20 protein-coding genes are annotated in these 17,247 nt (G+C 63.7%); 14 read left to right on the top strand and 6 right to left on the bottom strand.

From position 1 onward, the window contains the following. The first annotated feature begins 11 nt into the window (after positions 1–11). Both AC07SZ_RS07640 and AC07SZ_RS07635 read left to right on the top strand, forming a co-directional pair. Positions 12–323, top strand: a complete 312-nt coding sequence (locus AC07SZ_RS07640; protein ID WP_494913869.1) for a DUF2853 family protein — start codon at positions 12–14, stop codon at positions 321–323. Between the two features lie 361 nt (positions 324–684). After that, complete coding sequence (locus tag AC07SZ_RS07635; protein WP_494913868.1) at positions 685–1,479, top strand: thymidylate synthase; 795 nt, start codon at positions 685–687, stop codon at positions 1,477–1,479. 13 nt (positions 1,480–1,492) lie between these two features. Here the strand turns inward: AC07SZ_RS07635 and AC07SZ_RS07630 are convergent, their stop codons facing one another. Both AC07SZ_RS07630 and AC07SZ_RS07625 read right to left on the bottom strand, forming a co-directional pair. After that, a complete protein-coding gene (locus AC07SZ_RS07630; protein WP_056573108.1) occupies positions 1,493–1,681 on the bottom strand; it encodes an SAM-dependent methyltransferase in 189 nt (62 codons plus the stop codon). 5 nt (positions 1,682–1,686) lie between these two features. Beyond that, positions 1,687–1,896: a TOBE domain-containing protein gene (locus AC07SZ_RS07625; protein WP_056573106.1), complete on the bottom strand. Its 210-nt coding sequence runs from the start codon at positions 1,894–1,896 to the stop codon at positions 1,687–1,689. A gap of 211 nt (positions 1,897–2,107) precedes the next feature. Here AC07SZ_RS07625 and modA point away from each other — a divergent pair, with 211 nt between their 5' ends. The 4 genes from modA (at position 2,108) to AC07SZ_RS07605 (ending at position 5,159) form a co-directional block, all read left to right on the top strand. After that, a complete protein-coding gene (gene modA / locus AC07SZ_RS07620; protein ID WP_494913867.1) occupies positions 2,108–2,902 on the top strand; it encodes a molybdate ABC transporter substrate-binding protein in 795 nt (264 codons plus the stop codon). A gap of 20 nt (positions 2,903–2,922) precedes the next feature. Continuing rightward, positions 2,923–3,627, top strand: a complete 705-nt coding sequence (gene modB / locus AC07SZ_RS07615; RefSeq protein ID WP_056573100.1) for a molybdate ABC transporter permease subunit — start codon at positions 2,923–2,925, stop codon at positions 3,625–3,627. Continuing rightward, positions 3,624–4,736 (top strand): molybdenum ABC transporter ATP-binding protein, encoded by a 1,113-nt coding sequence (gene modC / locus AC07SZ_RS07610; protein ID WP_494913866.1) that lies wholly within the window; start codon positions 3,624–3,626, stop codon positions 4,734–4,736. Before modB ends, modC begins: the two co-directional genes overlap by 4 nt. 81 nt (positions 4,737–4,817) lie before the next feature. Then, positions 4,818–5,159: a winged helix-turn-helix domain-containing protein gene (locus AC07SZ_RS07605; protein ID WP_056573094.1), complete on the top strand. Its 342-nt coding sequence runs from the start codon at positions 4,818–4,820 to the stop codon at positions 5,157–5,159. 61 nt (positions 5,160–5,220) lie between these two features. Here AC07SZ_RS07605 and cobF read toward each other — a convergent pair whose 3' ends face one another. Then, on the bottom strand, positions 5,221–5,982 hold the full coding sequence (gene cobF, locus AC07SZ_RS07600) for a precorrin-6A synthase (deacetylating) (RefSeq protein ID WP_494913865.1): 762 nt from the start codon (positions 5,980–5,982) through the stop codon (positions 5,221–5,223). A 142-nt stretch (positions 5,983–6,124) separates the two neighbouring features. Here cobF and AC07SZ_RS07595 point away from each other — a divergent pair, with 142 nt between their 5' ends. The 6 genes from AC07SZ_RS07595 to AC07SZ_RS07570 all read left to right on the top strand — a co-directional run bounded on the left by AC07SZ_RS07595 (position 6,125) and on the right by AC07SZ_RS07570 (position 11,774). Further along, positions 6,125–7,144 carry a DUF4424 domain-containing protein gene (locus AC07SZ_RS07595; protein WP_494913864.1) on the top strand — a complete coding sequence of 340 codons (1,020 nt, stop codon included), beginning with the start codon at positions 6,125–6,127 and terminating at the stop codon, positions 7,142–7,144. Next, the gene (locus AC07SZ_RS07590) at positions 7,144–7,662 is read left to right on the top strand and encodes a dihydrofolate reductase (protein ID WP_494913863.1); all 519 of its coding nucleotides are present in this window, start codon (positions 7,144–7,146) and stop codon (positions 7,660–7,662) included. Before AC07SZ_RS07595 ends, AC07SZ_RS07590 begins: the two co-directional genes overlap by 1 nt. Positions 7,663–7,830: 168 nt before the next feature. Then, positions 7,831–8,946, top strand: coding sequence for an FtsH protease activity modulator HflK (gene hflK, locus AC07SZ_RS07585; RefSeq protein ID WP_056573080.1), 1,116 nt, complete (start codon positions 7,831–7,833; stop codon positions 8,944–8,946). Then, positions 8,946–9,917, top strand: a complete 972-nt coding sequence (gene hflC / locus AC07SZ_RS07580) for a protease modulator HflC (RefSeq protein WP_172373244.1) — start codon at positions 8,946–8,948, stop codon at positions 9,915–9,917. The genes hflK and hflC overlap by 1 nt, the downstream gene beginning before the upstream one ends. 3 nt (positions 9,918–9,920) lie before the next feature. Continuing rightward, positions 9,921–10,109 carry a DUF2065 domain-containing protein gene (locus AC07SZ_RS07575; RefSeq protein WP_056573074.1) on the top strand — a complete coding sequence of 63 codons (189 nt, stop codon included), beginning with the start codon at positions 9,921–9,923 and terminating at the stop codon, positions 10,107–10,109. A gap of 150 nt (positions 10,110–10,259) precedes the next feature. Further along, on the top strand, positions 10,260–11,774 hold the full coding sequence (locus AC07SZ_RS07570; RefSeq protein ID WP_494913862.1) for a DegQ family serine endoprotease: 1,515 nt from the start codon (positions 10,260–10,262) through the stop codon (positions 11,772–11,774). Positions 11,775–11,806: 32 nt separating this feature from the next. Here the strand turns inward: AC07SZ_RS07570 and AC07SZ_RS07565 are convergent, their stop codons facing one another. Both AC07SZ_RS07565 and serB read right to left on the bottom strand, forming a co-directional pair. Continuing rightward, on the bottom strand, positions 11,807–12,379 hold the full coding sequence (locus AC07SZ_RS07565) for a GNAT family N-acetyltransferase (RefSeq protein ID WP_494913861.1): 573 nt from the start codon (positions 12,377–12,379) through the stop codon (positions 11,807–11,809). Then, positions 12,376–13,263 carry a phosphoserine phosphatase SerB gene (serB, locus tag AC07SZ_RS07560; RefSeq protein WP_081295090.1) on the bottom strand — a complete coding sequence of 296 codons (888 nt, stop codon included), beginning with the start codon at positions 13,261–13,263 and terminating at the stop codon, positions 12,376–12,378. Before serB ends, AC07SZ_RS07565 begins: the two co-directional genes overlap by 4 nt. Between serB and miaA the strand changes: the two genes are divergently transcribed. Together miaA and AC07SZ_RS07550 are read left to right on the top strand one after the other, a co-directional pair. Further along, positions 13,253–14,218, top strand: a complete 966-nt coding sequence (gene miaA, locus AC07SZ_RS07555) for a tRNA (adenosine(37)-N6)-dimethylallyltransferase MiaA (RefSeq protein ID WP_494914163.1) — start codon at positions 13,253–13,255, stop codon at positions 14,216–14,218. The genes serB and miaA overlap by 11 nt on opposite strands. Before the next feature lie 105 nt (positions 14,219–14,323). Then, the gene (locus AC07SZ_RS07550; protein WP_056573060.1) at positions 14,324–15,115 is read left to right on the top strand and encodes a GGDEF domain-containing protein; all 792 of its coding nucleotides are present in this window, start codon (positions 14,324–14,326) and stop codon (positions 15,113–15,115) included. 227 nt (positions 15,116–15,342) lie between these two features. Here AC07SZ_RS07550 and AC07SZ_RS07545 read toward each other — a convergent pair whose 3' ends face one another. After that, complete coding sequence (locus AC07SZ_RS07545) at positions 15,343–17,175, bottom strand: ATP-binding protein (protein WP_056573058.1); 1,833 nt, start codon at positions 17,173–17,175, stop codon at positions 15,343–15,345. Positions 17,176–17,247: the final 72 nt, after the last annotated feature.

Genomic DNA, 17,247 nt, shown 5'->3' with positions numbered 1-17,247 from the left:
GGGGAAATTTAATGGCCGACTATCTTGCAGACGTGAAGAAGTACGACGCGGGCGCCAGCGCCGACGTTGTCGAAAAGATCGTCAAGCATCTGGGCATTGCGCTCAGGAACCGCGATTCCTCGCTGGTGTCCTGCACGGACCCGAAGGAGCTTGAACGCGTCAAGGAGAGCTGGGTCGCCAAGAAGCTCGGCATCAGCGACGGCGCGAAAGCCGACGCCTCGATCGAAAAGACCTGCAAGGCCATGCACGCCGACAACACCAAGAGCCGGGTGACTTTCTACTATCTGGTGGCCAAGGATCTGGGCAAGCTCGGCTCGCTGTGACGCTCGCGCATCAGTTTGCGAAGGCTGGTACACCGCAGAATAGCCGCTCCAGCCTTGTTTTCACTTTATCGCGCGTCAGCGCTGCCCCTCATCTGGCTGCCGCCATCTTCTCCCCGTGAACGGGGAGAAGGACGCTGTTGTCGCCATTTTTGCCAATCGCCAACGTTGCAGAAATGGCGCGGCGAAGCGGCCCAGCTTCTTTCTCCCCGTCACTATACGGGGAGAAATGCCCGGCAGCGCAATGAGGGGCGGCGCAAACGTTTGGAAGAGTGGTTCGCAATCGCTACTTACGCCGTTTTGCTGTGTTCGGCCGCCGGTCTGGCCGCTATAATGCCCAAACACTCGAATCGAGCCGGAACCGATGCGCCAGTATCTCGACCTCTTGCAGCATGTGCTGGAAAACGGTGCCGATCGCGGCGACCGCACCGGCACCGGCACACGCTCCGTCTTCGGCTACCAGATGCGTTTCGATCTGGCGCGCGGCTTTCCCGTCACCACGACAAAGAAGCTGCATCTGAAGTCGATCATCCATGAACTGTTGTGGTTCCTGGCCGGCGACACCAACATCAAGTACCTGACCGACCAAGGCGTCACGATCTGGGACGAATGGGCCGACGAGAACGGCGACCTTGGCCCCGTCTATGGCAAGCAATGGCGTTCCTGGCCGGATGGCCATGGCGGCTCAATCGACCAGATCGCGGGCCTTCTCAAGGAGATACGCCGCAATCCTCAATCGCGGCGATTGATTGTCTCTGCATGGAACCCCGCCGAGGTGGAAGCCATGGCACTGCCGCCGTGCCACTGCCTGTTCCAGTTCTATGTCTCCGAGGGCCGGCTTTCCTGCCAGCTCTACCAGCGCTCCGCCGACATCTTCCTCGGCGTGCCGTTCAACATCGCGTCCTACGCGCTGCTGACGCTGATGGTGGCGCAGGTGACCGGGCTGAAGCCGGGCGACTTTGTCCACACGCTGGGTGATGCGCATCTCTACTCGAACCATTTCGAACAGGCGCGCGAACAATTACGGCGCACGCCGAGGGCGCTGCCGACCATGTGGATCAACCCCGAGGTGAAGGACCTGTTCGCCTTCCGTTTCGAGGATTTCCGGCTGGAGAACTATGTCGCCGACGCCTCGATCAAGGCGCCCATCGCGGTCTGAAGTGTGCTGATATTCAGGGATCGAAGATTTCGATGCGGCAGACCGTGCCGTCGTCACTGCCCTGTCGCGGCGTGACCACGCGCGAGGCCCAGAGGGTGCGGACGACGCCGATGAACACCAGGCCGGCGTCGGTCGCCGGCGGTGCCTCGATCGCGACCTCGCTCGGCCGGATCCCGTTTTCCCGAACCGTCTCTGGCCGCAAGCGGTTCAGTCGATGCCGACCATCACATCCGAGGCCTTGACCACGGCATAGGCCTGCTTGCCCTTTTCGAGCTTGAGGTCGGCAACGGCTTCATTGGTGATCGAGGCGGTGACGATGGCGCCGCCGCCAATGTCGATCCTGACATGCGAGGTGGTGGCTCCCTTGACGATCTCGGTGATCGTCCCCTTGAGGACGTTGCGGGCGCTGACCTTCATCGGGCTCTCCTTTGCTTTCATGCATGTCGTTCGCTCAAAACCGAGGTCGCTTTTGGGCGACATGCATCAGGTTTCCTGCTCGTCCTACCAGAACAATCGACGCCGCACAGGCGTTTTCGCGAGGTGCCGGGCCTTCCCTTGTTATATTCATGCGGATATATCGGATGGCAGGCCGTGAGCCGCACGGATTTCAAACCAGGGAGAGTTTTCGATGACGCGCAAAGGTTTCGGGTTGAGGGCGATCGCCATAGGCGGTTTTGCGGCGACGCTGATGGCGGCGATGCCGGCCGCCCATGCGGAAGACAAGGTCGTGGTGTTCGCTGCGGCCAGCCTCAAGGATGCGCTCGATGCGGTGAACAAGGCCTGCGAGGCTGATGTCGGCGAGGCCGCGACCGTCTCCTATGCCGCGAGTTCGGCACTGGCCAAGCAGATCGAGGGCGGGGCACCGGCCGACGTCTTCATCTCGGCCGATCTCGACTGGATGAAATATCTCTCCGACAAGAAGCTGACCAAGCCGGACACCGAGGTGAAGCTGCTCGGCAACGAGATCGTGCTGGTGGCGCCGAAGGATTCGACGGTCGATGCCAGGATCGAGAAGGGTTTTGACCTCGCCAAGCTGGTCGGCGACGGGAAGCTCGCCATGGGCGATTTCAAGGCGGTGCCGGCCGGCAAGTATGGCAAGGCGGCACTGGAATCGCTCGGCGTCTGGTCCTCGGTCGAAGGCAAGGTGGCGCAGGCCGAGAATGTGCGCGCGGCACTCAAGCTGGTTTCAACGGGCGAGGCCGCTCTCGGCATCGTCTACGCCACTGACGCGCACGCGGAAAAGGGCGTCAAGGTGGTCGGCACATTCCCGGAGGATTCGCATCCGCCGATCATCTATCCGGTTGCCCAGACCGCCGATTCAAAGGACAAGGATACGCCGGCTTTCCTGAAATGCCTGCAGTCCGCCAAGGCCGGCGCGCTTTTCAAGGAACAGGGCTTCACCGTGCTCACGCCGAGCAACTGAGACGGGTCTGACATCGCAATATGAACTGGCTGCTGGACCTCACTCCCGACGAATGGAATGCGGTCCGGCTGTCCGTCAAGGTGGCGACTGTGGCGATGCTCGCCAGCCTGCCGCCCGGCATATTGATCGCGCTGCTGCTGGCCCGAGGACAATTCTGGGGCAAGACGCTGCTCAACGGCGTTGTTCACCTGCCGTTGATCCTGCCGCCCGTGGTGACCGGCTATCTCCTGCTTTTGACTTTCGGCAAGCGCGGCCCGGCCGGTGCCTTCCTGGCCGAGCATTTCGGCATTGTCTTCTCTTTTCGCTGGACCGGTGCGGCACTTGCCTGCGGCGTCATGGGCTTTCCGCTGATGGTGCGGGCGATCCGGCTGTCGATCGAGGCGGTGGACCGCAAGATGGAGGCGGCGGCGGGCACGCTTGGCGCCAATCCCTTGTGGGTGTTTGGCACCATCACGCTACCACTGATCCTGCCAGGGCTGATCGCCGGTTCCATCCTGGCCTTTGCCAAGGCGATGGGGGAATTCGGCGCGACCATCACCTTCGTCTCCAACATCCCTGGCGAGACGCAGACGTTGCCGTCCGCGATCTACACTTTCACGCAGGTGCCGGGCGGCGATGAGGGCGCATTGCGGCTGACATTGATCTCGATCGTCATCTCGATGGCGGCACTGGTCGCCTCGGAGGTGCTGGCGCGGCGCGTCGGGCGACGGATGGACATCGAATGAGCGTCATCGTCGACATCAGCCACCGGCTGGGCGATTTCGCCATCGAGGCCCGTTTCGAGAGCTCAGGGCGGCTCACAGCGCTGTTCGGCCCATCCGGTTCGGGCAAGACCACGCTCATCAACATGATCGCCGGGCTGATCCGGCCCGACAAGGGCCGCATCGAGGTCGACGGCCGCGTGCTGGTCGACACAGGTGCCGGCATTTTCGTGCCGAAGCACAAGCGCCGCATCGGCATGGTGTTTCAGGATGCGCGCCTGTTCCCGCACATGAGCGTGGCCGGCAATCTGCGTTATGGCCGCTGGTTCACGCCGGCAAAGGAGCGCTATGCCGACATGGATGGCGTTGTCGACCTGCTCGGCATCGGCCCGCTGCTCGGGCGGCGCCCGGCAAAGCTGTCGGGCGGCGAGAAGCAGCGTGTGGCGATCGGCCGGGCGCTGCTGGCCAGCCCCGGATTGCTGCTGATGGACGAGCCGCTGGCCTCGCTCGACGAGGCGCGCAAGGCCGAGATCCTGCCCTATATCGAGCGGCTGCGCGACGAGACGAAAATCCCGATCGTCTATGTCAGCCATTCGGTCGCCGAGGTGGCGCGGCTGGCCAGCGACGTGGTGATGCTGGCGCAAGGCAAGGTCGTCGCCAGCGGCCCGACCGAGGCCGTCATGCAAAGGCTCGACCTGTTGCCGGCTGAAGAGCGCGGCGAGGGTGGCGCCGTGCTGGACACGAAGGTGCTGCGTCACGACGAGGTGTTCGGCATGACCGTGCTCGGCTCGGCCGCCGGTGAAATCCGCGTGCCGCGCCTTGCGACGATGACAGGGGCTCGCGTGCGTGTCCGCATTCGTGCCCGCGATGTGATGATCGCGACCGAGAAACCGACAGGCCTCAGCGCGCTCAACATCCTGCCCGGCACGATTGTGGCGATCAGTCCGGGCGAGGGACCGACGGTCGAAGTCGGCATCGATTGCCATGGCGCGACCGTGCTGGCCCGCATCACCGAACAGTCGCGGCAGGCGCTGAAACTGCGGCTTGGCGGCAAGGTTTTCGCGGTGGTCAAGACAGTGAGCTTCGACCAGGCGAATACGGGGGCAGGCCTGCCCGCCGAGGCGGATGGATGAGTGCGCTATGTCTTTTTGGAATAGCGGTATCGGCGAAGACCTTCTACTATGGGGACCGGGCGTGAGCGAGGAGGAGCAAAAATGCCATCGCTGAGCTTGCGGATAAATCTCGATCCTGACGGGCGGATCGGTCCGGGCAAGATCGAGCTTCTGGAGCATATCGCCACCTTCGGCTCGATCTCGGCCGCCGCGCGCGGCATGGAGATGTCCTACAAGCACGCCTGGGACCTGGTCGAGGACATGAACCGGGTGTTCGGCAAGCCGCTGGTTGCGGCGCAGACCGGCGGCCGCAAGGGCGGCGGCGCGCAGCTGACGGCCATCGGCCTGGCGGTGGTCAGCCGGTTCCGCGCCATCGAGCGCGCGGCGACCGCCGCGGCGGCGGCTCACATGGATGCACTGCAGGCGGAGATCGACGCGGGGTGAGAGAATAGTCAGTAGTCAGTAGGGGATGATGCCGGCTTCACTACTCACTACTCACTACTCACTACTCCTGCTTGCGCAGCAGGTAGGTGTCCATGATCCAGCCCTTTTTCCGGCGGGCCTCCTCGCGGACCTTTTCAATTTCGGCACCGACATCGCCCAGGCGGCCCGAGACAAGAATCTCGTCCGGCGTGCCGAGATAGGCGCCCCAGTGAATGATGAGATCATGGTCGGCCAGCGTGTTGAAGGCGCATTTGCCGTCCAGCATGACGACGGTGCTGCCGGCATTTTCCGCAAGGCCTTCCTCGGTCAGCCGTCGGCCGGTGGTGACCAGAATGGAATCGCCGATGCGGTTCAGAGCTGTTTTATGACTGGCGGCAAGTGCCTGGATGGCGGTGATGCCGGGGATGACCTCCAGCTCGAAGGCGACATTCTCTCTCAGGCGCACCCGCTCGAGAATACGCAACGCGCTGTCGTAGAGCGAGGGATCGCCCCAGATCAGGAACGCGCCGCATCCGTCCTCGGCAATCTCGTCGCGGATCAGGGCTTCGTAGAGGACGGCGATGGCTTCGTGCCAGTCGTCGACGGTCGAACGGTAGGAGGATGTCGGTTCAGCGCGCACCGGCACGTCGAACTCGACCCGGCGTGATTTCGGGTTGGTGACGAAGCGGTCGCAGATCTCGCGCCGCAGGTCGGCGAGGTCGTTCTTTTTCGCGCCCTTGTCGGGGATGAACAGCACGTCGGCGCGGTTCAGGCCTGATATGGCCTGCACGGTCATGTGGTCGGGATTGCCGGCGCCGATGCCGATGACGAGAAGCTTGCGCATGGGCGAACTCCTGCCCGATCGCAACCCGCGTGTCCAGACCGCGTGTCCAGACCGCCACTGCGTGTCCATGCGAGCGGAAGGGCTTTGAAACGCCGCATTGAAACGGCTAGGGTCATCGGGCATTCTTGCCGAGGGGGCTTCGATGTTGCGATGTGTTCTGACTGCGGCGCTGGCGCTTTCCGCCGCGCCTGCCTTGGCCAACGATTCTGTTGCCGAACTCGGCACAGGCGGCCTGATCCTGTCGCGCAGCGACGCGGTCGCGATGCAAAGCGAGGACCTCTTCATCTCGCCCGAAAAGGTGACGGTCGACTACGTCTTCCACAACAACACCGATAGGGATGTCGATTCGATCGTCGCCTTCCCGATGCCGGACATTTCGGGCGATCCCGAAGAGATGCCGGCAATCCCTGAAAACCAGAGCGACAATTTCCTCGGCTTCGAGGTGACGATCGACGGTGTCGCGGCAAAGCCGCAACTCGAGCAGAAGGTGTTCGCGCTCGGCATCGACATCAGCGCCGACCTGAAGGCGCAGAATGTGCCGTTCAACCCGTTCGGCGACGCGGCCAAGGCGGCACTGGCGAAGTTGCCGAAGGCGGTGGCCGACGACTGGGTCGATCGCGGCATCATCATCGAGGATCCGGAAGGCGACAGCGACCCAGGCACCAACCCGTCCTACGCACCTTTCTGGCAATTGCGCTCGACCTATTGGTGGCGCTCGACCTTTCCGGCCAACAAGGACGTCCGTGTCTCGCACCGCTACAAGCCCAGCGTCGGCGGCACGTCATCGGTCAGCTTCTTCAGTGGCGGCTATTTCCAGGGCGCATACGCCGCCTACAAGACCCGCTACTGCATGGACGACACGTTCGAGAACGCGGTGCGCAAGGCGGCGAAGGACAGTCCGGACGGTTACCCGAAATACTACGAAAGCCGCATCGCCTATATCCTGACCACGGGCGGCAACTGGGCGGCGGGCACCATCGGCAAGTTCAAGCTGACCATCGACAAGGGCAATGCGAAAGCCCTGGTCTCGTTCTGCGGCGACAACGTAAAAAAGGTCGGGCCGACGACCTTCCAGATGACGGCGGACGATTTCTACCCGGAGCACGACATTGACATCCTGCTGCTCGAACCGTCGAACAGCAATGGCGGGGACGCGAACTGATGCATGTCGCCATCTATGTCGCCATTGCCGAGAACGGCGTGATCGGGCGGGACGGCGGGTTGCCCTGGCGGCTCTCCACCGATCTCAAGCGTTTCAAGGCCGACACGATGGGTAAGCCCATCATCATGGGCCGCAAGACCTATGAAGGCATTGGCCGTCCGCTGCCGGGCAGGCTGAACATCGTGGTCACGCGCGACAAGACCTGGCGGGCCGAGGGCATCGAGGTGGCGCACACGCTGGAAGCCGCCATTCAGCTGGCAACCGTGCGCGGACGCTGCATGGCTGGCGTGGACGAGGTCTGTGTCATCGGCGGCGGGGAGATCTATGCCCAGGCGCTGCCGCTGGCCGACCGGCTGCACGTCACCCATGTGCTGGCCACCGTCGATGGCGATGCGCATTTTCCGCCGATCGACCCCGAGATATGGCGCATGGTCAGTGCGCGGGAGGTTCCGGCTGGAGAAAAGGACAGCCACGCAACGCGCTATTCGGTTTACGAGCGCCGCCGCCAGATACTTTGATAGACAAAACGTGCATTGAGGGACGACAAAGGGTCGCTACCGGGCCAAAAGGGATGATGTCGGCGGCGCATCGCGTTGAAAGCGCGCCGTGGCGTCCCTATAGAAGAACAACACTGGATTTGCGCCGTAACTCCGGCGCTTGAGGGAATTCCAAGCGAAAGGACATTCATGCCCTGGAACGACAAGAGTGGCGGAGGCGGCGGCCCGTGGGGCGGCGGCGGTAACAATCAGGGACCCTGGGGGCAGGGGCCAAAGGGGCCAAGCGGCCCGCAGGGCTCGCCGCCTGACCTCGAAGACATCATTCGCCGCGGCCAGGACCGGCTGCGGCGCGCTCTGCCCGGTGGCGGCGGTGCCAGTCCGGCCGTTTTCGGACTGATCGCCGCGGTGCTGGTGGTGCTGTGGGCTTTCCAGGCGGTCTACACAGTGCAGCCGGACGAGGTCGCGGTCGAACTGCGTTTCGGCAAGCCGAAGGCCGAGCTTTCCCAGCCTGGGCTGCATTTCCATTGGTGGCCGCTTGAGACCGTCGAGACGGCCAAGATTTCCGAGCAACTCGTCGACATTGGCGGCGGCAACACCAGCGGCAACGGCCTGATGCTGTCGGGCGACCAGAACATCGTCAACGTGCAGTTTTCGGTGGCCTATCAGGTCTCCGATCCCCGCGCCTATCTGTTCGACGTCTCCGATCCGGACGGCATGCTGCGGCAGGTCGCCGAAAGCGCCATGCGCGAAGCCGTCGGCCGCAGGCCGGCGCAGGATATCTTCCGTGACGACCGCCAGGGCATAGCGGCCTCGGTGCGCGAGATCATCCAGACCACGCTCGATGGCTACAAGGCCGGCCTGCAGGTGAACGCCATCTCGATCGAGGACGCGGCGCCGCCACGCGAAGTGGCCGATGCCTTCGACGAAGTGCAGCGCGCCGAGCAGGACGAGGACAAGTTCGTCGAGCAGGCCAACCAGTATTCCAACCAGAAGCTCGGCCAGGCACGCGGCGAGGCCGCACAGGTCCGCGAAGACGCGGCCGCCTACAAGAACCGGGTGGTGCAGGAAGCCGAAGGTGAGGCGCAGCGCTTCATCTCGGTCTACGACGAATACGCCAAGGCGCCCGATGTCACGCGCAAGCGCCTCTATCTGGAAACCATGGAGAAGGTTCTGAAGGACTCGAGCAAGGTCATCGTCGAACAGGGCAACGGGCAAGGGGTCGTCCCCTACCTACCGCTGCCGGCATTGCAGCAGAAAGCGCCGGCCCCGGCCGCGCTTGGCGCGAACACGGGAGGTAACCAGTGATGGGCAACCGTCTCCCCGTTTTCGTCGTCATCGCGGCGGTCATTCTGTTCCTCATCTATTCCTCGGTTTTCGTGGTCAATGCGCGCCAGCAGGCGCTGGTGCTGCGCTTCGGCGAGATCGTCGACGTCAAGACCGAGCCCGGCATCTACTTCAAGGCGCCGTTCTCGTTCTTCGACGCCGACACGGTGCAGCTGATCGAGAACCGGGTGCTGCGCTTCGACCTCGACAACATCCGCGTCCAGGTTTCGGGCGGCAAGTTCTATGAGGTGGACGCTTTCATCGCCTATCGCATTTCGGATCCGCGCGTGTTCCGTGCCGCGGTGTCCGGCCAGATCGAACTGGCCGAGGCGCGGCTCAGGACCCGTCTCGACGCTGCCTTGCGCCGCGTCTACGGTCTGCGCGATTTCGAGGCCGCACTCTCGGAAGAGCGTGCGGTGATGATGCGCGAAGTGCGCGATCAGCTCCGCCCCGACGCCACCTCGCTCGGCCTGCAGATCGAGGATGTCCGCATCCGCCGCACCGACCTGACCGCCGAGGTCTCGCAACAGACCTTCGACCGCATGAAGGCCGAGCGCCTGGCCGAGGCCGAAAGGCTGAGGGCACGCGGCAACGAAGCGGCGCAGCGCATCCGCGCCCGCGCCGACCGCGAAGTTGTCGAGATCATCGCCGAGGCGCAGAAGGAATCGGAAATCCTGCGCGGCGAGGGCGAGGCCCAGCGCAGCGCCACCTTCGCGCAAGCCTATCAGCGCGACCCGGCCTTCTTCGATTTCTACCGGTCGATGAACGCCTATGGCACGGCGCTGGACAGCACCGGGACGACCATGGTGCTGTCGCCGAGCTCGGAGTTCTTCCGCTACTTCCGCGATCCCGACGGCAAGGAAGGGCCGGCGAAACAGACGCCGCCGGCACCGGCCGCACCGGCGACGGCACCCGCCGCGCCGACGACACAACCCAACACCGGCCAGCAATAGCCGGTGCAGGACTTCTTCGCGGCGATAGGCCTGGTCCTTGTCATAGAGGGCCTGGTCTATGGCGGCTTTCCCGGCTTCGCGCGGAAGCTCGCGGGCGAGGTGCTGTCGATGCCGGAGAACGCATTGCGGATCGCGGGGCTGGTCGCCATCGCCATCGGGGTCGGCATCGTCTGGCTGGTGCGGGGCGGATGAGAACCACCGGTTTTCATCTTCGGCAATACGGAGGATTTATCCTCCGCCGCTGGTCGTAGCCGCAAACGTGCCGTATTTTTTGCCAACATGGCGCAACGCGGTGTTTTTGCCGTTGCGCTTTCTCTTTCAGAAATACCGGGAGGCTTCTCGATGACATCAACACTCCTTTTGCGCGCAGCACGGCGGACATTCATAGCCGGCACGGCGGCACTTCTTGTCGGCACCGTCGCCTTCCCGTCCTTCGTGACGCCGACCTTCGCGGCCGACGGACCTGCTTCGGTGGCAGACCTCGCGGAAGGCCTGCTCGGCGCGGTGGTCAACATCTCGACCTCGCAGACGGTGAAGGGCACGGAAGGGCCGGGTGCCGTGCCGATGCCGCAGCTTCCGGAAGGGTCGCCCTTCCAGGACTTCTTCGACGATTTCTTCAAGAACCGCGGCGGCGACAAGGATAATGGCGCGCAGAAGGTGCAGTCGCTGGGATCCGGTTTCGTCATCGACGCCGAGCAAGGCATCGTCGTCACCAACAACCACGTGATTGCGGACGCCGACGACATCGAGGTCAATTTCTCCGATGGCGTGACGCTGAAGGCAAAGCTGGTCGGCACCGACACCAAGACCGACGTCGCGGTGCTCAAGGTCGATCCGAAAGGCCACAAGCTCACCGCGGTGAAGTTCGGCGATTCCACCAAGATGCGCGTCGGCGACTGGGTGATGGCGATCGGCAATCCGTTCGGCCTCGGCGGCACGGTCACGGTCGGCATCGTCTCGGCGCGCAACCGCGATATCAATTCCGGCCCCTATGACGATTTCATCCAGACCGATGCGGCAATCAACCGTGGCAATTCCGGCGGACCGCTGTTCAACAGCGCCGGCGAGGTCATCGGCATCAACACCGCGATCATTTCGCCCTCTGGCGGCTCGATCGGCATCGGCTTCTCCATCCCCTCGCAGCTCGCCTCGGGCGTCGTCGACCAGTTGCGCCAGTTTGGCGAGACGCGGCGCGGCTGGCTCGGCGTGCGCATCCAGCCGGTGACGGACGACATCGCCGAGAGCCTCGGCATGACGACCGCCAAGGGGGCGCTGGTGGCCGGCGTCATCAAGGGCGGACCTGTCGACAACGGCACCATCCAGGCCGGCGACGTCATCATCAAGTTCGACGGCAAGGACATTCATGAAATGCGCGACCTGCCGCGCGTCGTCGCCGAAAGCCCTGTCGGCAAGGCAGTCGACGTGCTGATCGTGCGCAAGGGCGTCGAGCAGACGGTGAAGGTGACGCTCGGCCGGCTCGAGGATGGCGAGAAGCTCGCCAGCGGGGAGAATGGCACCGCCGACCAGGACAAGGGCGACAAGGCTCCGGCCGTTTCGACCGCCTCGGTGCTCGGCATGACGGTGGGCGAGCTCAATGACGAGACGCGCAAGAAATTCAGCATCGCCGCTGATGTCTCCGGCGTCGTCATCACGGACGTGGCCAAGGACTCGGCCGCCGCGGAGCGTGGCATCCAGCCGGGCGAGGTGATCACCGAGATCGCGCAGGAATCGGTCGCCACGCCCAAGGATGTCATGGACAGGATCGGCGCGCTGAAAGAGCAGGGGCGCAAGAACGCGCTCCTGATGCTGGCGTCGAAGACCGGCGAGTTGCGCTTCGTGACGATCCGGATGGATTGAGTTTTCAATCCACCGATCTATCAAAAAGGCGGCTAACGAGCCGCCTTTTTTCTTGCCTGCCAACCGTCGCGAGCGAGCCGGTAGAGCACATGCCGCTTGAGCGCGGGATGGCTGTCGGGAATGCCGGGATGATCGAAGTCAGCCGATGGATCGGCCGTCATGCCGAGGCGTTTCATGACGGCGGTCGAGCGGTGGTTTTCCGCGACGGCGAAGGAGACGATTTCGTCGAGACCAAGCGTCTCGAAACCGTAGGCAAGCCATGCCTCGGCGGCCTCGGTGACATAGCCCTTGCCCCAGAATTCCGGAGCCAGCCGCCAGCCGATCTCGATCGTGCCGGCCGGCAGGACGTCCATGTCCTCGGTTCCTGATAGTCCGACAAAGCCGATGCAGTCGCCCGTGGTGGCAATCTCGGCCGCGGCGAAGCCATAGCCATCCTCATCGATCCATGCGCGGACCTCGTCCATCTTGGCGTCGGCGGCGGCGCGGTCGCGACGGAACGGGAAGAATTCCATGACGCGCTCGTCGGAATTGATGCGATGGAAGAGCTCGCGGTCGCGCTCTTCCCAGTTGCGCAGGACCAGCCGCTCGGTACGCATTGGTTTCATTGCGCAAATTCTTCCTGGCGATAGCCCTGCAAATAGAGCAAGGCCGTCAGGTCGCCATGGTCGATGCGCACCTTTGCCTGCGCCGCCACCGTTGGCTTGGCATGAAGCGCCACGCCGGTGCCGGCGAGGCGGATCATGTCGAGATCGTTGGCGCCGTCACCGACGGCGATGGCGTCGGCGGGTGTCAGTCCAAGGCGCGCCGAAATTTCGAGCAGCGCGTCGGCCTTGGCGGCGCGACCCAGGATCGGCTCGCCGACCAGGCCGGTGAAGTGTCCATCCTGTTCGAGCAGGCGGTTGGCGCGGTTTTCCTGAAAGCCGAGCATCGCCGCGATGCGTGTGGTGAAGACCTCGAAGCCGCCCGAGACCAGCGCTGTCCAGGCGCCGTTGGCGCGCATGGTCTGGACCAGTTCGCGGCCGCCCGAGGCCAATGTCAGCCGGTTGGCGACGATGCGGTCGACGACGGCGGCATCGAGCCCCTTCAACAGCGCGACGCGTTCGCGCAGAGCCGGTTCGAAGGCGATCTCGCCGTTCATCGACCGCGCGGTAATAGTGGCAACGCGATCCTTGACACCGATCTCGTCGGCCAGTTCGTCGATGCATTCCTGGTCGATCATGGTCGAATCCATGTCGGCGATGAGGATTTTCTTGCGACGCGTGTCCGCCTGCTGGACGGTCACGTCGACCGGTTCAGCGGCCAATGCGGCGCGCAAGGCGTCGGTGATCCCGGCGATGTCAGCCCCTTGCGGCAAGGCAAGATCGCAGGCAATGCCTTCGGCCAGCCAGACGACGGTGCTTGCGCCCACCGTCCGCGAGGCCATATTCGCAAGCGACCCCGACAGAGCGCGGTCAGCGGGACGGGAAACAAGCGTGGCAATGAGCGGCATCGAGAATTCCGGCGCGGATGCGGGCGAAGGCCGCGTGAAGAATGCGATCCTGATAGCCGGGCCGACCGCCAGCGGCAAGTCGGCGCTGGCGCTCGATCTGGCCGAACGCACAGGTGGCGTCATCGTCAACACCGATTCCATGCAAGGCTATTCGGTTCTCGACGTGCTGACCGCCAGGCCGCAACCGGCCGACCTCACGCGGGTGCCGCATTTTCTCTACGGCCATGTCCATCCCGGTACCGCCTATTCGACCGGCGCGTGGCTACGCGACGTGATGAAACTCATCGACGACGGAGCGCTGTCGCGGCGGCCGGTCTTCGTCGGTGGCACGGGCCTCTATTTTCGCGCGCTGGCCGAAGGCATTTCGGAAATGCCCGATATTCCGCCGCGCATCCGCGACCGCTGGCGCTACGAGCTGAAAGAGCAAGGCGCGGTCAAGCTGCACGGGCTGCTGCTGCGCGAGGATTCGAGAGCCGCCATCCAGCTGAAGCCAACCGACAGCCAGCGCATCTTGCGTGCGCTCGAAGTGCTCGACGCCTCCGGCCGATCGATCCTGGAATGGCAGGCAGAGCGCGGCCGGCCGCTCATCGACAGGCAGACGGCCCGTTTCCTGGTCATCGAGCCGGATCGGGCCGCGCTGGTCGATCGCATCGAAAGGCGCTTCGACCAGATGCTGGACAAGGGCGCGCTGGAGGAGGTCAGGCAACTTGCAGCCCTTCGCCTCGATCCGGACCTGCCGGCGATGAAGGCGATCGGCGTTCGCGAACTGCAAGCGGCGATGGCCGGCCTATCCAGCTTTCCCGAAGCGATCGAGCGCGCCAAGATCGCTACCCGGCAATATGCCAAGCGGCAAGCGACCTGGTTTCGGCACCAACTGGGGCCGGAATGGCAAAGATTGCGCCGGGATGACGATCTCGAAACCACGATCCAAACACTTGTTGCTAATACAACTTAAAAAGTTGACCTTGAGGGAAGGGTTCCCGTCGAGGTTGTCGGAGTTAACGCTCCGTAAGGCGGTCCGTGCCATAAGGTCGACGGGCACTTTTCCATTGGGGAGCAGATGCGTTTCCATAAGGCGGAATCCGCTTTTTTCGTCTTTATTTTCGTGATCCTGGCCGCTGGTCTGGTGACGCTGCACGCCTATGGACTCATGCAATCCTTCGCCACGGAACTCCATACCCAGTCGGGCCTGGACAAGGTCATCTACCTCAACAAGCTGTTGTTCGCGACCGGCGTTCTGCTCGCCACAGCGCTGTTTTTCGGCATCTTCTTCATCTACCCGCTGATCCGCAAACAGGCGACGGAAGAAGGTAAGCTGCGCGCCATGACGGTTTCGCTCAGCGCCCGCTCCGAAACGCTCGAGCACGCCGCCCTGACGGATGGCCTGACCGGCATGCAGAACAGGCGCTATTTCGATGATGCGCTGAAGGAATATCTCGAGGAGTTCCGGCGCATCGAGAAGCCGGTCGGGTTGATGATCCTCGATCTCGACCATTTCAAGCAGGTCAACGACACGCACGGCCATGACGTCGGCGACGAGGTGCTGAAGGCCGTCGCCAGCTGCCTGAAGGACATGACACGCTTCCACGATGTGGTGGCTCGATTGGGCGGTGAGGAGTTTGCCGTGGTCACGCCCAATATGGAGGCGGAACTGCTGGGCAAATTCGCCGAGCGCATCCGCAAGGCCATCGCCAACATGTCGATCCTCTCGGGCAATGTCAGGCTCAAGATCACCACCAGCGTCGGGCTCGCGGTCTGGGACCGGAAGGAAACGGCGGAGGAGTTCTACCGCCGCGCCGACCGCCAGCTCTATGAGGCGAAGAGGCAGGGCCGCAACCGCGTCTGCGCCTAAAATCCCGCCACTAAATTCGTGATGCTGGCCGCTTGATGCCGACTTCTGCGCTTCCGGTGCTCACGGACCAAAAGTCCGCTTCGCTCCGGTTCTCGAAGTCGACACCAACCGACTCAGCCTGACGAATTTCCTGACGGGATTTATCCAAGCTGGCGAACGAAGCCAGGTACTTGGATCCCTTGAGGTAAATTCTCAGAAGTATCGGCAGATGGACGTAGCGACCAGACCTAATCGTTCTGGGGGCGCAGGCCGAAGGTGGCGGGCTTCAGGCCGTAGCGCATGTCGAAATCGTCGTCCGACGGCACGCGGGCGGTCGCCGGCTTTCGATAGTCGGGGTCGCCGGCCTGGCGGCCGGAATCGACCACCTCGGCGAAGGCCATGGCCTGCGGAGTCGGTTTGGGCACGTTGCGCAGCCGCTCGACGATCGCCACCAGATCGACATCGTCGCCGGTCTTCGGCGCCTCGGCTTCTTCGCGTTTGGCCGTACCGGGCAGCAGGTGGGCGGGCAGCTTTTCAAACTTCAACCGCATGGTCGTCGCCACGCCTTCGCCGAAGGCAATGGCCTCGCGCTGGCCCATGGACGACAGGAAGGCAAGCGTGGAGGCGGAAGAGTCGGCGATGGCCGAGCGGATGATCGCCTGGTCCTGCTCGTTGGCGAGCCGCATAGCGAAGAAGGTCGAGCATTGCGACAGGATGGTCGGGTCGAGCTCGCCCGGACGCTGGGTGACGACGCCGAGATAGCAGCCATATTTGCGGCCTTCCTTGGCGATGCGTGACAGGGCGTGCCGGGTCGGCGCGAAGCCGAGACGCGGATCGGCCGGCATGTAACGATGCGCTTCCTCGCACAGAAACAGGAGCTGCAGCTTGCCCTCGCTCCACAGAGCGAGATCGAAGGCCAGGCGCGCCAGCACCGAGCACACGGAATTGACCACTTCGGAGGGCATGCCGGCCATCTCGAAGCAGGTCACCGGGCGGCCGTGATGCGGCACGCGGAAGATGTTGCCGATCGTCTCGTGGATGGTGTCCTCGATCAGGCGCGAGCTGAACATGAAGCGGTAGCGCGGATCGGCGGCAGCCGATTCGATGCGCGTCTTCAGCGACTTCAGGATCGGACGGTCGTTCTTGCTTTCGAGCATCCCCATGCGCTCGTCGATCTGCTTGAGCAGGTCTGCGATGCGGTAAGGCACCGGCGTATCGGCTGTCAGCGCATCGTTGCCGCGCCTGAGATAGGCGCCTGAATTCGGGTTTCGGTAGAGGTTCTTGGCGAGCGGAATAAGGTCGCGCAGAGCGTCGATCTCCTCCGGGACCGTCTCACGGCCACGGAACAGCACTTCGGCGAATTCCTCGAGCTTGAACATCCAGAACGGCAGGTCGAGAGTCTTGGAATCGACCTTGACGCAATATTCGGGCAAAGAGCCGGCGAACTCATTGTGCGGGTCGAGGATCAGGATGCGCAGGTCGGGCCGCGCCGCGATCGATTTGCGCAGCAGCAGCGAGACAGCGGTGGACTTGCCGACGCCCGTGGTGCCGACAATGGCGAAATGGCGCGCCAGCGTGTCGTCGATCGCGATGTTGGCGGCGATCCCTTCGTCCTGGGACAGCGAGCCGATGGTGATGGAATGGCGGCCGGCCAGATCGTAGACCGCCTGGAGATCACGGCTGCGGATCCGGTGCGCGACGGCGCCGATATGCGGATAGGTGGTGATGCCGCGGTCGAATATCGGCTTGGCGCCCGGCTCGGCGGGGTCCCGCACTTCGCCGATCAGCTCGATGCTGACCTCGATGGCGTTCTGGCCCTCACTGCTCCAGGCACGGTCCGACTTGCCGATGGCATAGACCAGGCCGACGGTTCGCGTCGTGCCCAGATTGATCGAGATCATCTTGCCGACCGTCCACAGGCCGGTGACCGCACCGTCGACATCGTCGGCATAAGCGCTGATGGTGGCGCGCGCGCCGTCGCATTGCACGACGTTGCCCAGGATGCGCCGGTCGTTCTGCTCTGCGTTGCGGCGCTCCTGCGATGTCGGTTCTCCGACGGAAGCTTCGCGTTCGACATACATGGACAGGCCAATCCCCATTTCCCTGGAGATCGGATCCTACCGAAGCGGGGTTAAGGTCGGATGAGGCTGGAT

This window comes from Mesorhizobium sp. GW821-FHT07A06 (assembly GCF_059419085.1).
The sequence above is the reverse complement of the archived record's forward strand: the minus strand, read 5'-3'. Positions and strand labels throughout refer to the sequence as shown.